This is a genomic window from Nostocoides sp. HKS02, assembly GCF_009707485.1.
Taxonomy (GTDB): Bacteria; Actinomycetota; Actinomycetes; order Actinomycetales; family Dermatophilaceae; genus Pedococcus.
Genome location: NZ_CP046121.1, coordinates 1,484,974 through 1,502,759 on the forward strand (window position 1 = coordinate 1,484,974; position 17,786 = coordinate 1,502,759).

Here is a 17,786-nt window from a genome sequence, read left to right on the forward strand (position 1 = left end):
GCGCTACGGGCCCCCCGCACTCGGCGCCCCACCCGCTGGGCGGCCCCGCGCGCTCGGCGGCCCCGCACGCTCGCGCCGCCACTGCCCGAGTCGGCGTTGGTAGGACCCGGTCGTCAGGTCCCACTCGACTCGCGGTCCGGTGGGGCTGGCGACCAGGCGGCCGCCGTAGCCGTGGCTGTGCACCACGGTGTGGTGGGCGCGGCAGAGGAGCGCCGCGTTGTCGAGATCCGTCGGGCCGTCGTCCACCCAATGGATCAGGTGGTGGGCGTCGGTCCACGCTGCGGGCTTGGAGCAGCCGGGAAAGGTGCAGCCCCGGTCGCGGATCCAGAGGTGTCGGATCTGGGCGCGGTTGAACAGCCTGATCGCCTGTCCCTGGTCCAGGATCTCGCCGTCGGCGCCGAGCACCATGGGAATGACCTCGGCATCGCAGGCCAGCCGGCGCACGGTTCCCGCGGTGAGCAGGTCGCCCGCGGGGCTCAGACCGGCGCCCCGGCACCGACCCACCAGCGCGTCGAGGCCGATGGTCAGCACGAGGCTCGTCTTGGCTTGGCGCGGCACGCCGTCTGGGGCCGACACCGCGCGCGCCACGAGCTCGATGAGGGCGTCGGCCCGGCGAGCGGCGGGCCTGCGGAGGTCGGGCTCACCGGTCTGGGCGTCAGGCTCCGGCTTGGCCAGGGCGTCGACAGCGGCGTCGACGATCGCCGCGCCCTCCTCGTCGAGCAGCAGTGTGTAGCGCCACATCCCGAGCGGCCCTGCGCCCTTGACGAGCGAGCGCATCGCTCGACGGACCCCCGCCTCGTCCTCCACGAGGCGGTCGGAACGCAGGTGATCGGCGGCATACCGCACGGCAGCGGCCAGATTCCGCTCGGACAAACCGTCGGCCCCGCGCCCACCGTCGATCAGCGTGGCGGTCGCCTCGGCCAGCACGGTCGGGTCGGCGAGGCTGCGCACATCCGTGTGGAACCGCACGACCTGGGCGGCCTTGACGACCGGCAGGGGCCGGACGTCCTGGTCCCCCGAGCGAACGCCCTCGGCCACGGCGTCGAGGACACCCTCGAGGCGCAGTTCGTCGGCCACGGCAGCAACGGCGTCGAGGTCCCGCAGGGTCCGCTCAGGCATGAGCGGCGCGGCTGAGCGGGCCCAGTCCATCGCGCTCCACCCATCGGAGGTGCTCAGGCCCCGCCGCCTCGCCTCGGCCAGGACCGCGACCATGGCACTCTGCGCCGCCGTGACGACGTGGCCGAGCGCCTCGGCAGCGCCGCGCACCTCGTCATCGGACAGCGCCCAGACACGCTCCGGCAGGCACTCGGCAAGACTCGCCTGCGCGACCCGCGCACCCCCGAGCACGGGCCGGCTCTGCGGGCCGTCTTCCCGTGGGTGCTCCTGTGGTGCGATCGCCATGTCAGAAACCTACGGGCAACCACTGACAGTCGGCTCCGGATCATCATGCACGAATCTCATTGCCCCGCAACGACTTCGGCGATAACCATAGCCTTCTTCGTCACAGACGCCGCACCCGTCACCCCGGACGCGTCAACCGCGCCGTTGCGGAATCGATCATCCACAGGCAACCGCCGCGGGCAACGGCGCAGCGCCCGGGTGTGGACAGAAATCCGCTACGGGCGAACCCTGAACAGCACCCGCCGTCACAGGCGGCACGCTTGTCTTGTCGGACGGATGGAAGGACACCATCGACGAGGGAGCCAATGATGAGGGTTTTCGTCGCAGGGGCCACCGGAGCCATCGGCCGCCAGCTCGTGCCACGGCTGGTCGCGGCCGGCCACGAGGTGCACGGCATGACGCGCAGCGCCGCGAAACAGCAGCTCGTGCGCGACCTGGGCGCCGTCCCCGTGGTCGCCGACGCGCTCGTTGCCGAGCAGGTCGCCGAGGCCGTCGGTCGGGTGCAACCGGACGTCATCGTGCACCAGCTCACCTCGATCGGCCCGATGGACCTGCGGCACTTCGACCGCGCGTTCGCGATGACCAACCGGCTGCGCACCGAGGGCACCGACCACTTGCTCGCCGCTGGCCAGGCGGTTGGGGTGGAGCGCTTCGTCGCACAAAGCTTCTTCGCGGCATACGAACGCACCGGCGGCCTGGTCAAGACCGAGGACGACCCGTTCGGGCTCACACCGGCCAAGGAGATGCGCGAGACGGTCGCCGCGATCCGGCACGTCGAGGAGGCGGTGCTCGCAGCGCACTGGACCGAGGGGGTCGTGCTGCGTTACGGCGGCTTCTACGGGCCGGGCACGTCACTCGGGCCCGATGGCGAGCAGACCGAGGCGGTCCGCCAGCGGAAGTTCCCGGTCGTGGGCAACGGCGCCGGCGTGTGGTCGTTCATCCACATCGCCGACGCGGCGGAGGCCACCGTCGCGGCGGTCGAACGCGGTCGGCGCGGGGTCTACAACATCGTCGACGACGAGCCGGCGTCCGTGGCCCAGTGGCTGCCCATCCTGGCGCGCACGTTGGGTGCCAAGGAGCCGATGCACGCACCTCGCGTCGTGGGGCGGCTGCTCACCGGTGAGGTCGGAGTGGTGATGATGACCGAGCTGCGGGGCGCCTCGAACGCCAAGGCGAAGCGCGAGCTCGGCTGGAGCCCGTCACACCCGAGCTGGCGTCAGGGCTTCCACGAGCTGACGACGCCGAGCCCCTGACACCGGCGCCACCAGCGAGAGGTGAGGAGGTATGCCGCGGGCTCGCCACGCGGCATACCTCACCTCCGGGGGCGTTCAGCGCGCCGGCTGAAGCGCGGCGCTGCCCTCGGTCTCCTCGGACTCGGGCTCGGAAGCTGGTGCCCCGTCGAGCTCGGCGTCGCGCTTGGCCAGCGCACCGGGCCACCACATCCGACCGCGGGCATCGAGGTTGAGCGCCGTCACGAGGACCGAGCGGACCACGAGGGTGTCGAGCAGGACACCGAGCGCCACGGCCACGCCGATCTCGGCGAAGGCGACCACCGGAAGCGTGCCGAGCACCGCGAACGTCCCCGCGAGGACGAGGCCTGCCGAGGTGATCACGCCACCGGTTGCCGCCAGCCCGGCGAGGGCGCCACGTCGGGTGCCGATCTCCTTGGCCTCCTCGTGAACGCGTGTCATGAGGAAGATGTTGTAGTCGATCCCCAGCGCCACGAGGAACACGAAGACGAACAGCGGCAGCGAGGTGTCCGCCCCTGCGAAGCCGAGGACGTGCCGGAAGATCAGCGAGGAGAGCCCGAGCGCCGCGCCGTACGACAGAACGACTGTGCCGATGAGGATCAGCGGCGCGGTGACGGCCCGCAGCAGCAGGACGAGGATCAGCAGCACCACCGCGAGGATGAGCGGGATGATCCGCCTGTTGTCGTCCGATGACGCCCGAAGCGTGTCCGCGCGCGTCGCGGTGTCGCCGCCGGCGATCGCGTTGGCCCCGGGGACCCGAGCGATGGCGCTGCGGATGCGGTCGATGCTCTGGGTCGCCGCGTCGGAGTCGGGAGCGGCGCTGAGGGTCGCCTGGAGTAGCGAGCGGCCGCCCTTGGTCACCGGGTCGGTGACGGAGGAGACCCCCGCCAGGCCCTGCAGGGTGGTCTTGACGGCGCCCGCCTGCGAGGCGTTCGCGAGCACCATGACCGGAGAACCGGAGCCCGCCGGGAAGTGCCTGGCCAGGACCTGTTCGCCGACCACGGACTCGGGGGTGCCGTAGAAGGCGTCCTTGTTCTGCAGGCCGACCGCGTTGAGCTGGAGGATGCCGAGCGACGCCACGGCGAGCAGCACCGAGGTGACGACCCAGGTGCGCCGCGGGGCGCGGGCGATGCGAGCGCCGATGCGCGCCCAGACGCCGTCGCGGGTGTGGTCGGCCGAGCCGAACGACGGCCGCACCGGCCAGAAGATCCAGCGTCCGAGCACGACGAGCAGCGCCGGCAGCAGCGTCAGCATGACGAGCAGACCAACGGCGACACCGATCGCGGCGACCGGGCCGAGGCCCTTGGTGGAGTTCATCGTCGCGACGAGCAGGCACAGCATGCCGGCGATGACGGTGGCGCCGGACGCGAAGATCGCAGGGCCGGCGCGGTGGAGCGCGAACGCCATCGCCTCGTGGCGGTCCGCGTGACGGCGCAGCTCCTCGCGGTAGCGGGCGACGAGCAGCAGGGCGTAGTCGGTGCCGGCGCCGAACACGATGACGGTGAGGATGCCCGAGCTCTGCGCGTTGACGGTGAGGGTGTCGCCCTTGGCGAGGAAGTAGATGACGGCCTGGGCGACGAACAGGGCCGTGCCGGCCGAGATGACCGGGACGAGCCACAGGATCGGACTGCGGTAGGTCAGCAGCAGGATGATGATGACGACGGTCATGGCCGAGTAGAGCAGCTTGCCGTCGATGCCCGAGAAGGCCGCCGACGAGTCAGCGGAGAATCCGACCGGCCCAGTGACCTGCATCGACAACCCCGCCGGGCGGTCCTGGGCGATGGCCCGCAGGTCCTTGGCGGTGGCGCTCAGCGAGTCCCACCCGGCGCTGCCTGCATCAACGGGGACGATGACCTGCAGCGCCTTGCCGTCGCGCGACGGGATCGGGCCGACGCTGTCCTTGCGGACCGGGGCGAGGGCGTTGAACTTCGCCACCTGTGCGGTGACTGCCTGCGTGTCCGCCGGGGTCAGGCCAGACGCGCGCTCGTAGACGAGGACCGCCGGGAACTCGTTCTTGCTCTGGAACGCCTCGATCTGCTTGACCACCTGGGTCGACTGGGCGTCCGCCGGCAGCCAGGCGACGGCCTCGTTGTTGAGCGCGCCCTGCAGCTTGCCCGCAGGCCCGAACGCCGCGGCCAGCACGAGCAGCCAGAACCCGACGACGAACCACTTGGTCACCCGGCCCGCTGGGAACCATGCCATCCGCCCGACATCGCCGATCCGTGTCTGTGCCATCCCCGTTGCCTCTCGCCTAGCGTCGTCGCACCCTCCTGCCAGGCGCTGTCCCCCTTCACGCTAAGCCGCCGGACCCTTGCGGAACAACGGTTTTCGCTGGAGTTGGGCGATGGTTCAGGGGTCGTTCAGGGGTGACCCTGAGGTCGGGTCGGGCAAATCGGGTCGTATGCCGCGTGGCGGGATCCATGGTTGGGGGACCTCCGGCGCGGCGAGGGCCCGCGTGCCGTCCATGTTGAGGTCTGTGCCGCGCTCGCGGCGGCCGAGCGTTGGCAGCGCCTGACGACCACCCAAGTCGCCACGGCCTTGCAGGATTGGGAGTCGTTGTGGGCCGGGGTGCGCACGGTCGACCTCAGCGAGTCGATTGCGGGGCTGCAGGTCGCCTGGCCCGAGCCCACGCCTTGCGGGGCGCCGACGCGGTGCACCTCGCCACGGTCGCAGCCGTCGGTGTCGATCAGGCCTACTTCGCCGTGTGGGACCTTCGACTGCGGGAGAGCGCTCGTGCTCTGGGCGCACACGTGGTCCCGCAGTCACTCTTGAGCGGGGCCCAGTAAGGCCTACCTGCGGTTGGCCGAGGCCGCGATCGCCAACGCCATCGCACGGCCTCGGTCGTCCGAGACGCCAAGCGCCTTGCTCGCGACGACGATGGTCGTGTCGGCGCCGGCCGTCACGCTCGAACCCCCGGCCCGGATCGGCTGGCCGGCCGCGACCCACAGGGCCGTGGCAGGCCGGAACTGCGGGTCAACGCTGGTGCCGTAGACCACTCGGCGCTTGTTTGAGCGACGTCTCGAGCTCGAGGTCGGCTGCCGAGTGGTTGGCACTCAGCTGGATGGTCACCAACGTCGTTGCGGGGTCATCGAGGCGCGTGCCCCAGGCACAGCCGTTGCGAGTCGTGATCGGCTGAACCGTGCGCTTGATCGCCGAAGCCACCTCGGCCCCTGTGACGCGAGAGCAGTCAGTCGGCGCCGGGACAGTGGATCCCGACGCGGAGATCGACCCCAGGCTCGCACTCGACGGGTGACCTCCCGGCAGCGAGGCGAGGATCTTCGGCAACGAGGCCAGGAACCCCAGCGCCATCACCACGACGAGCAGCCCCGCGAGCAAGGCCCCAAAGCCACGGCCGAGTCGCGCACCGACTGAGCGCCTTCCCGGCCTCGCCCGCCCCGGCACGTGAGGTGACGCCGAGCCTGGCGCGGTCGACCGGCGGGCGGGTGCACGCCCTCGACGGACTGACTTGGCGGCGACAGCCGCTTGTCCGATGGCTGCCAGGAGCTCGGGGTGCGTTGTGGTCGAAGGGAAGTCAGTCATGGCTCGAGTGACGACCCGCCCCGCCGACTCGCGGTCCAGGAGCACGGGCTGAGCGTTCAGCCAGTCCACGAGGCGACCCACGGGTACGATCGAGACGCCTCGCACCATGCGGGGCTCCCCGAACTCGGCCTCGTGCGCGCCGGCGAGGCACAGGACCGGCGTCACCGGCATACCCGCCTCGGCTGCCATGTAGCTGGCCATGCCGTGCACCTTCTTGAGCTCAACGGCGAGACTGACCGAGACGGGTTGCCCGTCGCGGACCGTGTGCTGAAAGAGGCCCCCGTCGAACTCGGTGACCCGACCCGCGCGGTTCTTCGCGTCCACCAGGAAAAGGCCGCCGGGTCCGATCACCACGTGGTCGAGGTTGGCCTCGGACTGGCCCGGGCGCAGCAGCCGATCGTGCAGGACCGTCCAGGCCTCCCGCAGCTCGCTCAGGGCCGCAGCCACCCGGCGCTCGCCCGCTGCGCCGGCCGCCCACGCCCCTGCTCCGTCGTCGCCGATGTCTTTCAGCTCCTCGGCTTTGCGCTCAGCGCTTCCTCCCCCGACTGCCATGGTCAGGGACCCTAGATTTAGCGCCGTTCGGGCATCCTCCGAACCCAGGACTTCGGGGGCAAACCTGACCAAACGGATGACCGGGACGCCCTTCTTGCTCCTAAGCTGGCGCCGTGGCAGGGGACGCGCTGGACGACGAACGACTTCGACGCGAGGTGATCGCTGCCGCGGTCATGCGGCGAGCCGACGAGCTGGGCGGCTACCTGCCGTGGAACGAGCTGAGCGACTTCCCGTTGCCGGACGGAACGCGCCTCCGTCTCGTTGATGGCGGACGTGGCGGCATCTGGAACCCGCAAGGCTTCGGCGCCACGCTCAGTATCCTGACCTCGCCGGACGGGCCGTATCCAGACAGAGAGGACGGCGGCTTCCTCCAGTACAGCTACCAGAAGGGGCCCGAGGGCGGGAAGAACCTCAAGCTCCGGGCGGCGATGGAGCACCGCCTTCCCGTCATCCGGTTCGACAAGGTCGCGAAGGGGGCGTACCACCCGATCTACCCCGTCTTCGTCGTCGGAGACAACCCGATCACCCGCGAGTTCACCCTGACGCTCGACGAAGTCCTCCGGGCTCTGCCGGGCTCGCAGACGTTGTCCCCCATCGAGAAGGCGTATGCCGCGCGCCTGGTCCGGGCGCGCGTCCACCAGCCAGCGTTCCGCGCCCGAGTCATGCTCGCCTACGAGGGCACCTGCTGCGTGTGCACGTTGAAGCACCCCGAGCTGCTCGACGCGGCGCACATCATCGAGGACAACCAGGGCGATGGCGATCCCGTCGTCCCCAACGGGCTCAGCCTGTGCAAGATCCACCACGCCGCATACGACCGGCTGCTTGTTGGGCATCACTCCCGACTACGAGGTCAGAATCAACGCACGCCTGCTCGAGGAGATCGACGGACCGATGTTGCTCCATGGCCTGCAGGAGATGCACGGCCGCGATCTCGCGCTTCCCCGGGCGAAGGCGGACCGGCCCGATCCGGAGCGCCTCGAGACTCGCTTTCAGCTTGTTCGTCGCGGGCTAGGGGTGGGTGGCCGTGAGGTGCCGTCGGCCCCACAGGCCGGCGCGCGCGGCACGGCTCCTACATCGAATGTGGCGACTCAGCCTCGGCTATCAGCGCGGTGAGCGCTTCGCTGTCAAGCCTTTGCTCCGGGTCGGCTACTCCGTTTGTCAGGCGCACACCCTCCTGACGCAGCAGTGCCTCCGGATCGCGATGGTCGGACTCGTCACTCCACGCAAAACCGGGGGCCACGCGCCCGTCGGACGTCAGAACCCGCCATGCGTGGGTGCACTGCAAGCACTTGGCGATATGGCCACCGAGAGGCTGGGGCGCCGTGCCGACGGCGTCCGCGAGTTCGGTGTAAGACGTCCAATGCGCCTCGGGTAGCGCCTCAAGTATTTCGTGCAGACGTGACCAGTCGAACGCAGTTGGTTTGTCTGCCTTCTCGCCTCGGTAGAGCGCTCGCACATCCGCCAGACGCCGCCCGTCGGTGAGATGCCAGAACGTCCAGCCATTCGTCGCCTTGCCACCCTTCATGTGATAGCCAGCGCTTGAGGGCGTCGCGTAGCTCCTTCCGCCAAACTCGATCTGCCCCGCTGATGTGACAGTCGCTTCGAGCGCCTCCCATTGACCTGGCCTTGGCCGGAGGACGGTCCCTGGCTGCAGAAGTCCAGCAGCAAAAAGATGCTTGAGCTCGACCCAAGCGTTGTCCTTCGGCTGCGGGTCGCTAATCGACCCCGTATGTCCGGGAGGGCTCGGCCAGACTGCCAGGAGGATCTCGGTCAACGCCGTCGTGCGTTCGTCGATGGCAGCCTCATCCCAGGTGGTCTGCTCATGGGACTGTCGATTGAGCAGTAGGACGTCGTGCTTCACGATCTGGTCGCGCTTGCCACCGGCGCCCTGCCACGGTCCGTTCGACACCGTGCTGTTGAGGCTGGTCGTGAGCAGCGTTAGATTCCCCAAGCGATGAACATGTTCGCTCCGCGAGAGTTCCGCCTCAAGCCCAGCAACGTTCCAATGGGTCTGCCACTTTTGCGGCAGAACGTGTTCGATCGGGTATCCAATGCGCGGCACTTGCGGGTACTTGTGCGCCGCCCGAAGATGGTCCTCGATCGCCTCGAGATAGAGACGCATCCGGCCTCGTGGGTAGCGGTTGTACGCCTGCTCAGTACGAAGATGTTCCCGCACCTCGTCATCGCCAGGCCAGTACGTGGACGCCACGTTGAGCCTCGTGAGATGAGCCTGGACACGCCCAACGAGCTCACCCGCGGGCGCAGCGCGGCTGGTCTTGATGATGTCCGCCACGATTCGGCCGAGGTCCGCCGACGTTAGACGAAGTAGCTGGCGGCGGACGATCCACGACTCAAGCATTGCAACGACCGCATCGGCAACCTCTGCGGCGATGGCAAGTTCGGGGTCGTACAGCCAGATCATCGCCGGCTTGAGCAGTTCTACCCCGCCGGCCCGCATTCTGTAGAACGCCAGCTCGGGCCGGGTCAGAATCCGCGAGGTGTCGGCAGCATTCTCCGTCCAGCGTCGGTAGAGCTCAGCCTGCGCTTTGATCGCCAGCAGCAGATCGCTCATCTTGCTGCCGGACTCATAGTCGACGTAGGTCTTGAACCGGATGAACGTCTGCCGTGGACTGACTTCCTCGCCTAGTCGGCTGCCGAGCCATTGACCAAGAAACTGGGAACTGCGGCTCATGGTGTATCGCCCGACGCTCACGTCCTGTTCCCAGAACTTGGTCTCGAACGGCCAGTCCTCGGCGTACGCGCGTTTGGTATCGGCGCCCTCGGACTCGAGTCGCTGAAAGACGAAGTTCTTAATTAGGTCCGCTGCCGTAAGTGGTGTGCCACGCGCGTTGAGCGTTTCGAAGATTTCTTGCGAGTTCTCCTGGGCCAGCAGATCGATGACGACGAGCTGGAGTCCTTGGCTGATCGAGTGCGCGAGGGCATCCGCTCGCTCACGAACGTTCTCACCGACCCCGAGCCATTCCTCGACTCTCGCGACAAAGAAGCCGTGGGCTCGGACGATGCGTGCGCCAGCGTGCCTCAACTCGGCGTGCTCCACAGGGGGCTCGCTGTCCATCACCTCACGGAATGGTGCGCCGTCCTGGTTGGTGTGCGTCAGCTTGAGACTGGCCTCCACAACGCCGCCGTATGCGCGATTGTGTGTCAGATCGTCGAACTGCTGCGCGAGACCTTCAAGGCCCCGCCCCTCGAATACGGCCGCTGACGAGTCGATCAGAAGCTGCAGGGTCGTGAGCCGCTGTTGACCGTCGATGACGTTCTTCTCGGGGACCGCCCCCTGTTGGCCGTCCAACGCCTGCAGGACGACAGCTCCAAGGAAGTGCGTCGCCGCCGTGTACGGTTCCCGAATCCGCATCTCGGCGAGGCGAGCGATGTCCTGCCACAGCGGCAGCCACTGCTCCGCTTCGTCCCAGACGTACGGCCGCTGAAACAGAGGCACCACGAGATGTTGCGGAAGGTAGAACACAGCCTGCGGCGTGAGTACGTCGGTCTTCACATCTAGCACCGTAGATGGCGAACCAGACCATCTGGGCCTTTCGTGACACTCCGTCGGAAATTTGGACCACGCACCGGGTCCCGGGGCGCCTTATCGTCGGCGTGCTGCTCCTCCGTGACGACAACCGAATCACCCACGGCGCTGCATGACATACGGAAGGACCCGGAGCGGCTCCGCTCCGGGTCCTTCCGTTCTTGACTGGCTAGGTCAGCTGCAGCCGCTGGTGCTTCCGCAGCCCTCGCAGACGTAGCAGGAGCCAGCGGGACGCATCTTGGTCCCGCAGGTCATGCACATCGGCGCGTCGGCGGAGATGCCCTGGAACTTCTCGAGGAGCTCGGCCGAGGAGTGCACCTCGACGGAGACCTCTCGGGCCGAGGCGGCACCGGCACCGGACTTCACCGCGTCCGCGTTGAGGGTCTTGCCCTCGACCGCGGCCTCCGACTTCGCCGCGACGGCCGGCTTGGTGACCGGGGCAGACTGGCTGAAGTTCTCCAGCTCGTCCTCGATCTCCTCCTCGGACTCGCCGTCAGCCTCGACCGCGACGTACGAGCCGGTCTCGAGCTGGCGAGCGCGCTCCTGGGCGGTGTGGATGCCCATGAACGAACGGGTGTCGAAGTCCATGTGGTCCAGCGCCAGGCGGCGGAACACGTAGTCCATGATCGACTGCGCCATGCGCACGTCGGGGTCGTCCGTCAGGCCAGCAGGCTCGAAGCGCAGGTTGGTGAACTTCTCGACGAAGGTCTCCAGCGGCACGCCGTACTGCAGGCCGATGCTGACCGCGATCGAGAAGGCGTCCATCACGCCGGCCAGGGTCGAGCCCTGCTTGCCGAACTTGAGGAAGATCTCGCCGAGGTCGCCGCCCTCGTACGTGCCAGCGGTGAGGTAACCCTCGGCGCCACCGACCGCGAACGAGGTGGTCTGCGAGGCCCGACGCTTCGGCAGGCGCTTGCGCACCGGGCGGTACTCGATGACCTTCTCCACCTTGGCCTCGGCAGCAGCGGTGAGCTTGTCAGCCGCAGCATCCTTGGCCGTCGAGCCGCCATCGGACAGCGGCTGGCCGACCTTGCAGTTGTCGCGGTAGACCGCGATCGCCTTGAGGCCGAGCTTCCAGCCCTGCAGGTGGACGTCCTCGATCTCCTCGACCGTGGCCGTCTCGGGCAGGTTGACCGTCTTGGAGATGGCACCGGACAGGAACGGCTGGACCGCAGCCATCATGCGCACGTGGCCCATCGGCTGGATGGCCCGCGCACCCATGGCGGTGTCGAAGACCTCGTAGTGCTCGGTCTTGAGGCCAGGCGCGTCGATGACGTGACCCTTGTCGGCGATGAACTCAACGATCGCCTCGATGGTCTCGCCGGTGTAGCCCAGCTTCTTGAGCGCACGCGGGATGGTGAGGTTGACGATCTGCATCGACCCGCCACCGACGAGCTTCTTGAACTTCACCAGCGAGAAGTCGGGCTCGATGCCGGTGGTGTCGCAGTCCATCATGAAGCCGATGGTGCCGGTCGGCGCGAGCACCGACGCCTGCGCGTTGCGGTAGCCGTTCTTCTCCCCCACCTTGACGACGTCGTCCCACGCCTTGCTGGCGGCGCGGTGGATCGCGGTGTCCATGGTGTCGAGCGGGTGGATCGCGTCGTTCGCGGCCTGGTGCTTGCGCATCACGCGCTTGTGCGCGTCGGCGTTGCGGGCGTACCCGGCATACGGGCCGACGACCCCGGCGAGCTCGGCGGACCGCTTGTAGGCGGCACCGGTGAGCAGCGAGGTGATCGCCGCGGCGAGCGTACGGCCACCGTCGGAGTCGTAGCCGTGGCCGGTGGCCATGAGCAGCGCGCCGAGGTTGGCGTAGCCGATGCCGAGCTGGCGGTAGTCACGCGTGGTGTCGCCGATCGCCTCGGTCGGGAAGTCCGCGAAGCAGATCGAGATGTCCATCGCGGTGATGACGAGCTCGGCAACCTTCTGGAAGGTGACGGCGTCGAACGTGTCGTCGTCCTTGAGGAACTTGAGCAGGTTCAGCGACGCCAGGTTGCACGAGGAGTTGTCGAGCGACATGTACTCCGAGCAGGGGTTGGACGCGGTGATGCGGCCGGTCTCGGGGTTGGTGTGCCAGTCGTTGATGACGTCGTCGTACTGCAGACCCGGGTCGGCGCACTCCCACGAGGCCTCCGCGATCTTGCGGAAGAGCTCGCGGGCGTCGACGGTGTCGATGACCTCACCGGTGTTGCGGGCACGCAGCCCGAACTCGGTGCCGTCCTCGACAGCCTTCATGAACTCGTCCGAGACGCGGACCGAGTTGTTGGCGTTCTGGTACTGGACCGAGGTGATGTCCTTGCCGCCGAGGTCCATGTCGAAGCCGGCGTCCCGCAGCGCGCGGATCTTGTCTTCCTCGCGGGCCTTGGTCTCGACGAACTCGAGGATGTCGGGGTGGTCGACGTCGAGCACGACCATCTTGGCCGCACGACGGGTCGCGCCACCGGACTTGATCGTCCCGGCGGACGCGTCGGCGCCGCGCATGAACGACACCGGGCCGGACGCGGTGCCACCGGAGGACAGCAGCTCCTTGGAGGAGCGGATCCGGGAGAGGTTCAGGCCTGCGCCCGAGCCACCCTGGAAGATCTTGCCCTCTTCCTTGTACCAGTTGAGGATCGAGTCCATCGAGTCGTCGACGGCCAGGATGAAGCAGGCCGAGACCTGCTGCGGCGACGACGTGCCGACGTTGAACCACACCGGGGAGTTGAAGCTGAACACCTGGTGCAGCAGCGCGTACGTCAGCTCGTGCTCGAAGAGCTCGGCGTCCTCGGCGTTCGCGAAGTAGCCGTGGTCCTTGCCCGCCTTGACGTAGGTCAGCACGACACGGTCGATGAGCTGCTTGAGGCTCACCTCGCGCTTCTCGGTGCCGAGGGCGCCGCGGAAGTACTTGGTGGTGACGATCGTGGAGGCGTTGACCGACCAGAAGTCGGGGAACTCGACCCCGCGCTGCTCGAAGATGGTCTCGCCGGTCTTCCAGTTCTGCTGGACGACGTCGCGCTTCTCCCACGTGACCTCGTCGTACGGGTGCACACCAGGGGTGGTGTAGATCCGCTCAACACGGACGCCCTTGCCAGCGCCCTTGCGGGCACCTGCACGTGCTCCTGCGGTTTCAGTCATTTCTGGTGGCCTCCCTAGCCCCTGGTGATGCTGCGGTTTCTATGGTGTCAAAGGGCACTGACAGTGGTCGTGCCCGCCGTGCTGGTGGTGGCGTATGCCGCGGGCTCAGCCCGGCGACACGCTCCCCCGTGGTTGCGGCTCGCGTGGTTGCGGCCCGCGTGGCGGTGGCTCGGTGCCCGTGGCGTCGCGTTCGGCGCGGAGCAGGGTGATCGCGGCCTCGAAGTCCTCCAGGCTGTCGAACGCCTGGTAGACCGACGCGAACCGCAGGTAGGCGACCTCGTCGAGCTCGCGCAACGGACCGAGGATGGCCAGCCCCACCTCGTGGGCCTCGACCTCGGCCTGGCCCTGCTGGCGGATGCACTCCTCGACGCGCTGGGCGAGCAGGGCGAGGTCGTCCTCGGTGACCGGGCGGCCCTGACAGGCCTTGCGGACGCCGACGAGGACCTTGCTGCGGCTGAACGGCTCACTCGCGCCGGAGCGCTTGGTCACCGTGAGACTCGCGGTCTCGATGGTGGTGAACCGGCGCCCGCACTCGGGGCACTGGCGACGCCGGCGGATGGAGCTGCCGTCGTCGGTCGTGCGCGAGTCCATGACCCGGGAGTCGGTGTGCCGACAGAACGGACAGTGCATGACGGCGCTCCTCCCTGAAAGCCCTCTGGACCCGCCAGCTGGGGATGAATCTGTGGATCTGTTGGGGACAACGTGTGGACAACCAGTCTAGTCCTGTGCACTACATGTGGACGAACTACACGGATGTAACCACTAGATGTAGGGATATCTTGTCCCACTGTGACCTGGGACGCAAGCGGATCGCCCAAACTTGTGTGGCAGTCTGCATCGCCGCAGGTCAGGGGCCTGCGACGGCGCGCCGACAACCCCCAGATCTGGGGTCCATGGGACTGGTGTGACACCAGAGGCGCCCAGATCTGGTGTTTGCCCGCATTCGGCCCCCCTAGATGTGGGGACTCGTCCCCGTGCCGCTGTCGGTGCCGTTCGGCAGGATGACCGCATGGACCCTCCTCGCGTCCTCTCCGACCGCCTCGCCACCCAGCGGCTGTCGTCGGCTCCCGTGGCTTCGGCCGCTGACGCCGTCCGGTTGCTCACCTGCGTGCAGAGCCAGGAGCGCGACCACGCCTTCTTCTCCCTCGCCATGCGCTCCACCAGCGCGACGTATGCCGCGCTCCGCGCCGAGCACGACGCCGGCGCCTTCCTGCGCACGCACATCCTCCGTCCGACGTGGCACTTCGTGGCGCCCGAGGACCTGCGGTGGATCCTCGAGCTGACCTCGCCACGGGTCCTGTCAGGCATGGCCGGGCGGCACCGACAGCTGGGGCTCGACGACCCTCGACGCCTCGGCGACGGACTCGAGCTGGTTGCCGAGCTGTTGCAGGACAAGCCGTTTCGCACCCGGCACGAGATCGGCGCCGCGTTCAACGAGCGCGGCTCGTCCATCACGGCGGGCCAGGAGCTCGGCCACCTGCTGCTCGTCGCCGAGCTGCGGGGCCTGATCTGCTCGGGGCCGATGAGCGGCGTCCACCACACCTACGCCCTGGTCGACGAGGTCGTCGCCCCGGCCCCGGCCCGAGAGCGAGACGCGGCCCTGAGGGAGCTCGTGCGCCGGTTCTTCGTCGGGCACGGTCCGGCGTCCGTCAAGGACTTCACCCGCTGGTCGTCCCTGACCGGCGCCGACACCAAGGCGGCCCTGGCCGACCTGGGCGACGACCTCGAACAGGTCGAGGTCAGCGGAGTCCCGCACTGGCGCGACCCCGCAGCGGTGCCGCGCCGCCGCCGAGGCGCGCCCGCGGCATACCTGCTGCCGGTCTACGACGAGGTGATCCTGACCTATCCGCAGGTGACGTTCCCGGCGGCGCCCGACCATCCGTTCGCCGAGCGGCCCGACCCGTTCTGGGCCCGAGTGGTCCTCGACGGCGTCAACGTCGGCCTGTGGAAACGCACCGTGACGAGCGACGTGGTCGAGGTCGACGTGCGCCTCGCACCGAGCGTGTCGCCGCGCGGCCGGGAGCAGGTACGCATCGCGGCGCAGCGCCTCGCCGGGTTCCTCGGCCGCGACCTGTCGTATGCCGAGAACGAGGGCAGACCCCACCTGTGGCGCGGCTAGCCCTGACGGTCAGCGCACGACCTCGCGATGGGCCGCGTCGACCCGGCGGGTCCACCCTCGGCGGTCGAGGTGCTCCAGCAGTGGCACCGCGACGCGACGGGTCGTGCCGAGCGCCTGCCGGGCCTGGCTGAGGGTGAACGGTTGCGGCAGCGCGGCCAGCTCCCGCATGGCCCGCGCGGGGCCGTCCGGCAGCAGCACCACGTCGTCACCGAGGCGGACGATCCGACCGATGCGTTCGGCTGCGGCCAGCTCGCGCTGCCCCAACCCGGCCTCGGCGAGCTCGGGCCGCTCGGGCGCCGCGAACGGCGCCACGGCCAGCCGCTGCTCGACCGCGCGCAGGCCGGCCTCGGCGGTCCCCAGGCTCGCCTCCGCCGCCCCCGGCACCCCCAGCCGACCCTCGCGCAGCTCGAGTCCCGCGTGCGCGACGACGGTCGACATGAGGGACCGGTCGGGCACGCCCGCCATCGTCCGTGCCGCGTCGACCGTCATCGTCGGGTCGAGTGGAGACGCCTGCGCCTTGGCCTCGACAGCCGCCCGCACCGACTGCGCCCACCGCTTCAGCGCGGCCGTGTCGAGGTACCACGAGCCGACCGTCAGTACCGAGTCCGGCGGGTTCCCTTGGGGTGCAACGACCCCCAGCACCTGCGCATCGACGTGACTCATCGCGCCGCGACGGCCGACCTCGACCGCCAGGTCGGGTACGCCCGAGTACCCCTCGAGCTCGAGGGCGCGTCGGCCCGCGGCGCCGCGACGTCGCAGGGCCGGCGGGTCAGGGTCCAGCACCAAGGCGCCGGCGAGCGCCCGCGACCCCGGGTCGCGCAGGATCGCCCGGTCGCCGGCCACGAGGGGCAGCGCCCGCCGCAGCACCAGCCGGGCCGTGTCGTCACCCAACGGCCTGACTCTGGCGCCCACCGCTGCCGTACCGACGTGCAGCACCAGCTCACCGGACAGCTCGCCCACGGCCAGACCTCTGACGCGCACGTCGAGCAGCTCGGTGACCCGCCAGGCGCCAGGCGTCAGGAGCACGTCGCCGCGCCCGACCTGCGCGGTGGCGAGACCGCGCAGGTTGGCGGCCACGCGGCATACGGGGGGTGCGGTGGTCACCGGGCGTTCGAGGGACTGCAGGGAGCGAACGGCCACCGCCCGCCCGCCGAGCTCGAGGGAGTCGCCCACCGCGATGGTGCCCTCGCCGAGCGTGCCGGTCACCACCGTGCCGCTGCCCTTGATCGTGAAGGCGCGGTCGACCCACAGGCGGGTGCGCCCCTCGGCGCGCGGCTGCGGCAGGGCCGCGACCAGGCGCGAGAGGGCAGCCCGCACCTCCGGGAGGCCCTCGCCGGTGCGAGCCGAGACGGCGACGGCCTCGACGGCGCCGAGGGAGGTCGCCGCCAGCCGCGCCCGGGCGTCGGCGAGCGCCGGCCCGGGGTCGGCGAGGTCGCTGCGGGTCACCAGGAGCAGGCCGTGGGCCACGCCCAACGCGTCGACCGCCGCCAGGTGCTCGGCCGACTGCTGGCGCCAGCCCTCGTCGGCGGCGACGACGAACAGGACCGCCGGCACCGGGCCCAGGCCGGCGAGCATGTTGCCGATGAAGCGCTCGTGGCCGGGCACGTCGACGAAGGCGAGCGGCTCCCCCGAGTCCAGGGTCGTCCATGCGTAGCCCAGGTCGATGGTCAGGCCGCGTCGGCGCTCCTCCTCCCACCGGTCCGGCTCGATCCCGGTGAGGGCGCGGACCAGGGTGGACTTGCCGTGGTCGACGTGCCCAGCGGTGGCGACGACATGCACCGGCGGGGCCTTTCGTCGAGAGGGGTGGAGACCTCGCCCACGCTATCTCGGGCCCATCGTCGGTGCGTGGACACCTCACGACCGGCAGCCCTCGCGAGCGCGATCGACCTGGCCCTCGCGGACGCCCAGACGACCCTGCACCGCCTCACGCCAGCCGAGGCGCTGGCCGCGCAGCGGCAGGGCGCGCTGCTGGTCGACACCCGGACGCCTCAGCAGCGTCGCCGCCAGGGCGAGCTGCCGGGGGCGGTCGTGATCGACCGAACCGTCCTGGAGTGGCGGCTGGACCCGACCAGCGACTGGCACATCGCCGAGGCGTCGGCCGACCGCCAGGTGGTCGTCGTGTGCCGTCAGGGCTACAGTTCGTCCCTTGCGGCGGCCTCGCTGCGCCGACTCGGGGTCGACGCCACCGACGTCATCGGCGGCGTCGAGGGATGGCTCGCGGCGGGGCTACCCGTGGGCTCGAGCGCTGCCGACGTGCGCGAGTGAG

General features: G+C 69.5%; 12 protein-coding genes. 4 read left to right on the top strand and 8 right to left on the bottom strand.

Annotated features, from left to right (window positions below):
• Positions 1–3: 3 nt before the first annotated feature.
• Positions 4–1,401: an HNH endonuclease signature motif containing protein gene (locus GKE56_RS07060; RefSeq protein WP_154683936.1), complete on the bottom strand. Its 1,398-nt coding sequence runs from the start codon at positions 1,399–1,401 to the stop codon at positions 4–6.
• 308 nt (positions 1,402–1,709) lie between these two features.
• Between GKE56_RS07060 and GKE56_RS07065 the strand changes: the two genes are divergently transcribed.
• Complete coding sequence (locus GKE56_RS07065; protein ID WP_154683937.1) at positions 1,710–2,654, top strand: NAD(P)-dependent oxidoreductase; 945 nt, start codon at positions 1,710–1,712, stop codon at positions 2,652–2,654.
• Positions 2,655–2,729: 75 nt separating this feature from the next.
• Here GKE56_RS07065 and GKE56_RS07070 read toward each other — a convergent pair whose 3' ends face one another.
• The 3 genes from GKE56_RS07070 to GKE56_RS07080 form a co-directional block, all read right to left on the bottom strand.
• Positions 2,730–4,853 carry an MMPL family transporter gene (locus GKE56_RS07070; RefSeq protein WP_154683938.1) on the bottom strand — a complete coding sequence of 708 codons (2,124 nt, stop codon included), beginning with the start codon at positions 4,851–4,853 and terminating at the stop codon, positions 2,730–2,732.
• Positions 4,854–5,440: 587 nt separating this feature from the next.
• Complete coding sequence (locus tag GKE56_RS07075; protein WP_154683939.1) at positions 5,441–5,647, bottom strand: hypothetical protein; 207 nt, start codon at positions 5,645–5,647, stop codon at positions 5,441–5,443.
• Positions 5,625–6,743 carry a nuclease-related domain-containing protein gene (locus GKE56_RS07080; RefSeq protein ID WP_154683940.1) on the bottom strand — a complete coding sequence of 373 codons (1,119 nt, stop codon included), beginning with the start codon at positions 6,741–6,743 and terminating at the stop codon, positions 5,625–5,627. The genes GKE56_RS07075 and GKE56_RS07080 overlap by 23 nt, the downstream gene beginning before the upstream one ends.
• Positions 6,744–6,856: 113 nt before the next feature.
• Here GKE56_RS07080 and GKE56_RS07085 point away from each other — a divergent pair, with 113 nt between their 5' ends.
• Entirely contained in the window at positions 6,857–7,771 is a 915-nt protein-coding gene (locus GKE56_RS07085; protein WP_154683941.1) for an HNH endonuclease, read from the top strand.
• A 41-nt stretch (positions 7,772–7,812) separates the two neighbouring features.
• Here the strand turns inward: GKE56_RS07085 and GKE56_RS07090 are convergent, their stop codons facing one another.
• The 3 genes from GKE56_RS07090 to nrdR all read right to left on the bottom strand — a co-directional run bounded on the left by GKE56_RS07090 (position 7,813) and on the right by nrdR (position 14,031).
• The gene (locus GKE56_RS07090; RefSeq protein WP_154683942.1) at positions 7,813–10,257 is read right to left on the bottom strand and encodes a DUF262 domain-containing protein; all 2,445 of its coding nucleotides are present in this window, start codon (positions 10,255–10,257) and stop codon (positions 7,813–7,815) included.
• Between the two features lie 207 nt (positions 10,258–10,464).
• Positions 10,465–13,401: a vitamin B12-dependent ribonucleotide reductase gene (locus GKE56_RS07095; protein ID WP_154683943.1), complete on the bottom strand. Its 2,937-nt coding sequence runs from the start codon at positions 13,399–13,401 to the stop codon at positions 10,465–10,467.
• Positions 13,402–13,506: 105 nt separating this feature from the next.
• Positions 13,507–14,031 carry a transcriptional regulator NrdR gene (nrdR, locus tag GKE56_RS07100; protein WP_154683944.1) on the bottom strand — a complete coding sequence of 175 codons (525 nt, stop codon included), beginning with the start codon at positions 14,029–14,031 and terminating at the stop codon, positions 13,507–13,509.
• Between the two features lie 379 nt (positions 14,032–14,410).
• Between nrdR and GKE56_RS07105 the strand changes: the two genes are divergently transcribed.
• Positions 14,411–15,520, top strand: a complete 1,110-nt coding sequence (locus tag GKE56_RS07105; protein WP_154683945.1) for a winged helix DNA-binding domain-containing protein — start codon at positions 14,411–14,413, stop codon at positions 15,518–15,520.
• A 9-nt stretch (positions 15,521–15,529) separates the two neighbouring features.
• Here GKE56_RS07105 and selB read toward each other — a convergent pair whose 3' ends face one another.
• On the bottom strand, positions 15,530–17,299 hold the full coding sequence (gene selB, locus GKE56_RS07110; protein ID WP_154683946.1) for a selenocysteine-specific translation elongation factor: 1,770 nt from the start codon (positions 17,297–17,299) through the stop codon (positions 15,530–15,532).
• A gap of 66 nt (positions 17,300–17,365) precedes the next feature.
• Here selB and GKE56_RS07115 point away from each other — a divergent pair, with 66 nt between their 5' ends.
• Entirely contained in the window at positions 17,366–17,785 is a 420-nt protein-coding gene (locus GKE56_RS07115) for a rhodanese-like domain-containing protein (RefSeq protein WP_230209252.1), read from the top strand.
• Position 17,786: the final 1 nt, after the last annotated feature.

Coding starts and splice junctions, on each gene's coding strand:
- GKE56_RS07060 (WP_154683936.1), bottom strand. CDS start 1,401: ATGGCGATCGCACCACAGGAGCACCCACGGGAAGACGGCCCGCAGAGC.
- GKE56_RS07065 (WP_154683937.1), top strand. CDS start 1,710: ATGAGGGTTTTCGTCGCAGGGGCCACCGGAGCCATCGGCCGCCAGCTC.
- GKE56_RS07070 (WP_154683938.1), bottom strand. CDS start 4,853: ATGGCATGGTTCCCAGCGGGCCGGGTGACCAAGTGGTTCGTCGTCGGG.
- GKE56_RS07080 (WP_154683940.1), bottom strand. CDS start 6,743: ATGGCAGTCGGGGGAGGAAGCGCTGAGCGCAAAGCCGAGGAGCTGAAA.
- GKE56_RS07095 (WP_154683943.1), bottom strand. CDS start 13,401: ATGACTGAAACCGCAGGAGCACGTGCAGGTGCCCGCAAGGGCGCTGGC.
- nrdR (WP_154683944.1), bottom strand. CDS start 14,031: ATGCACTGTCCGTTCTGTCGGCACACCGACTCCCGGGTCATGGACTCG.
- GKE56_RS07105 (WP_154683945.1), top strand. CDS start 14,411: ATGGACCCTCCTCGCGTCCTCTCCGACCGCCTCGCCACCCAGCGGCTG.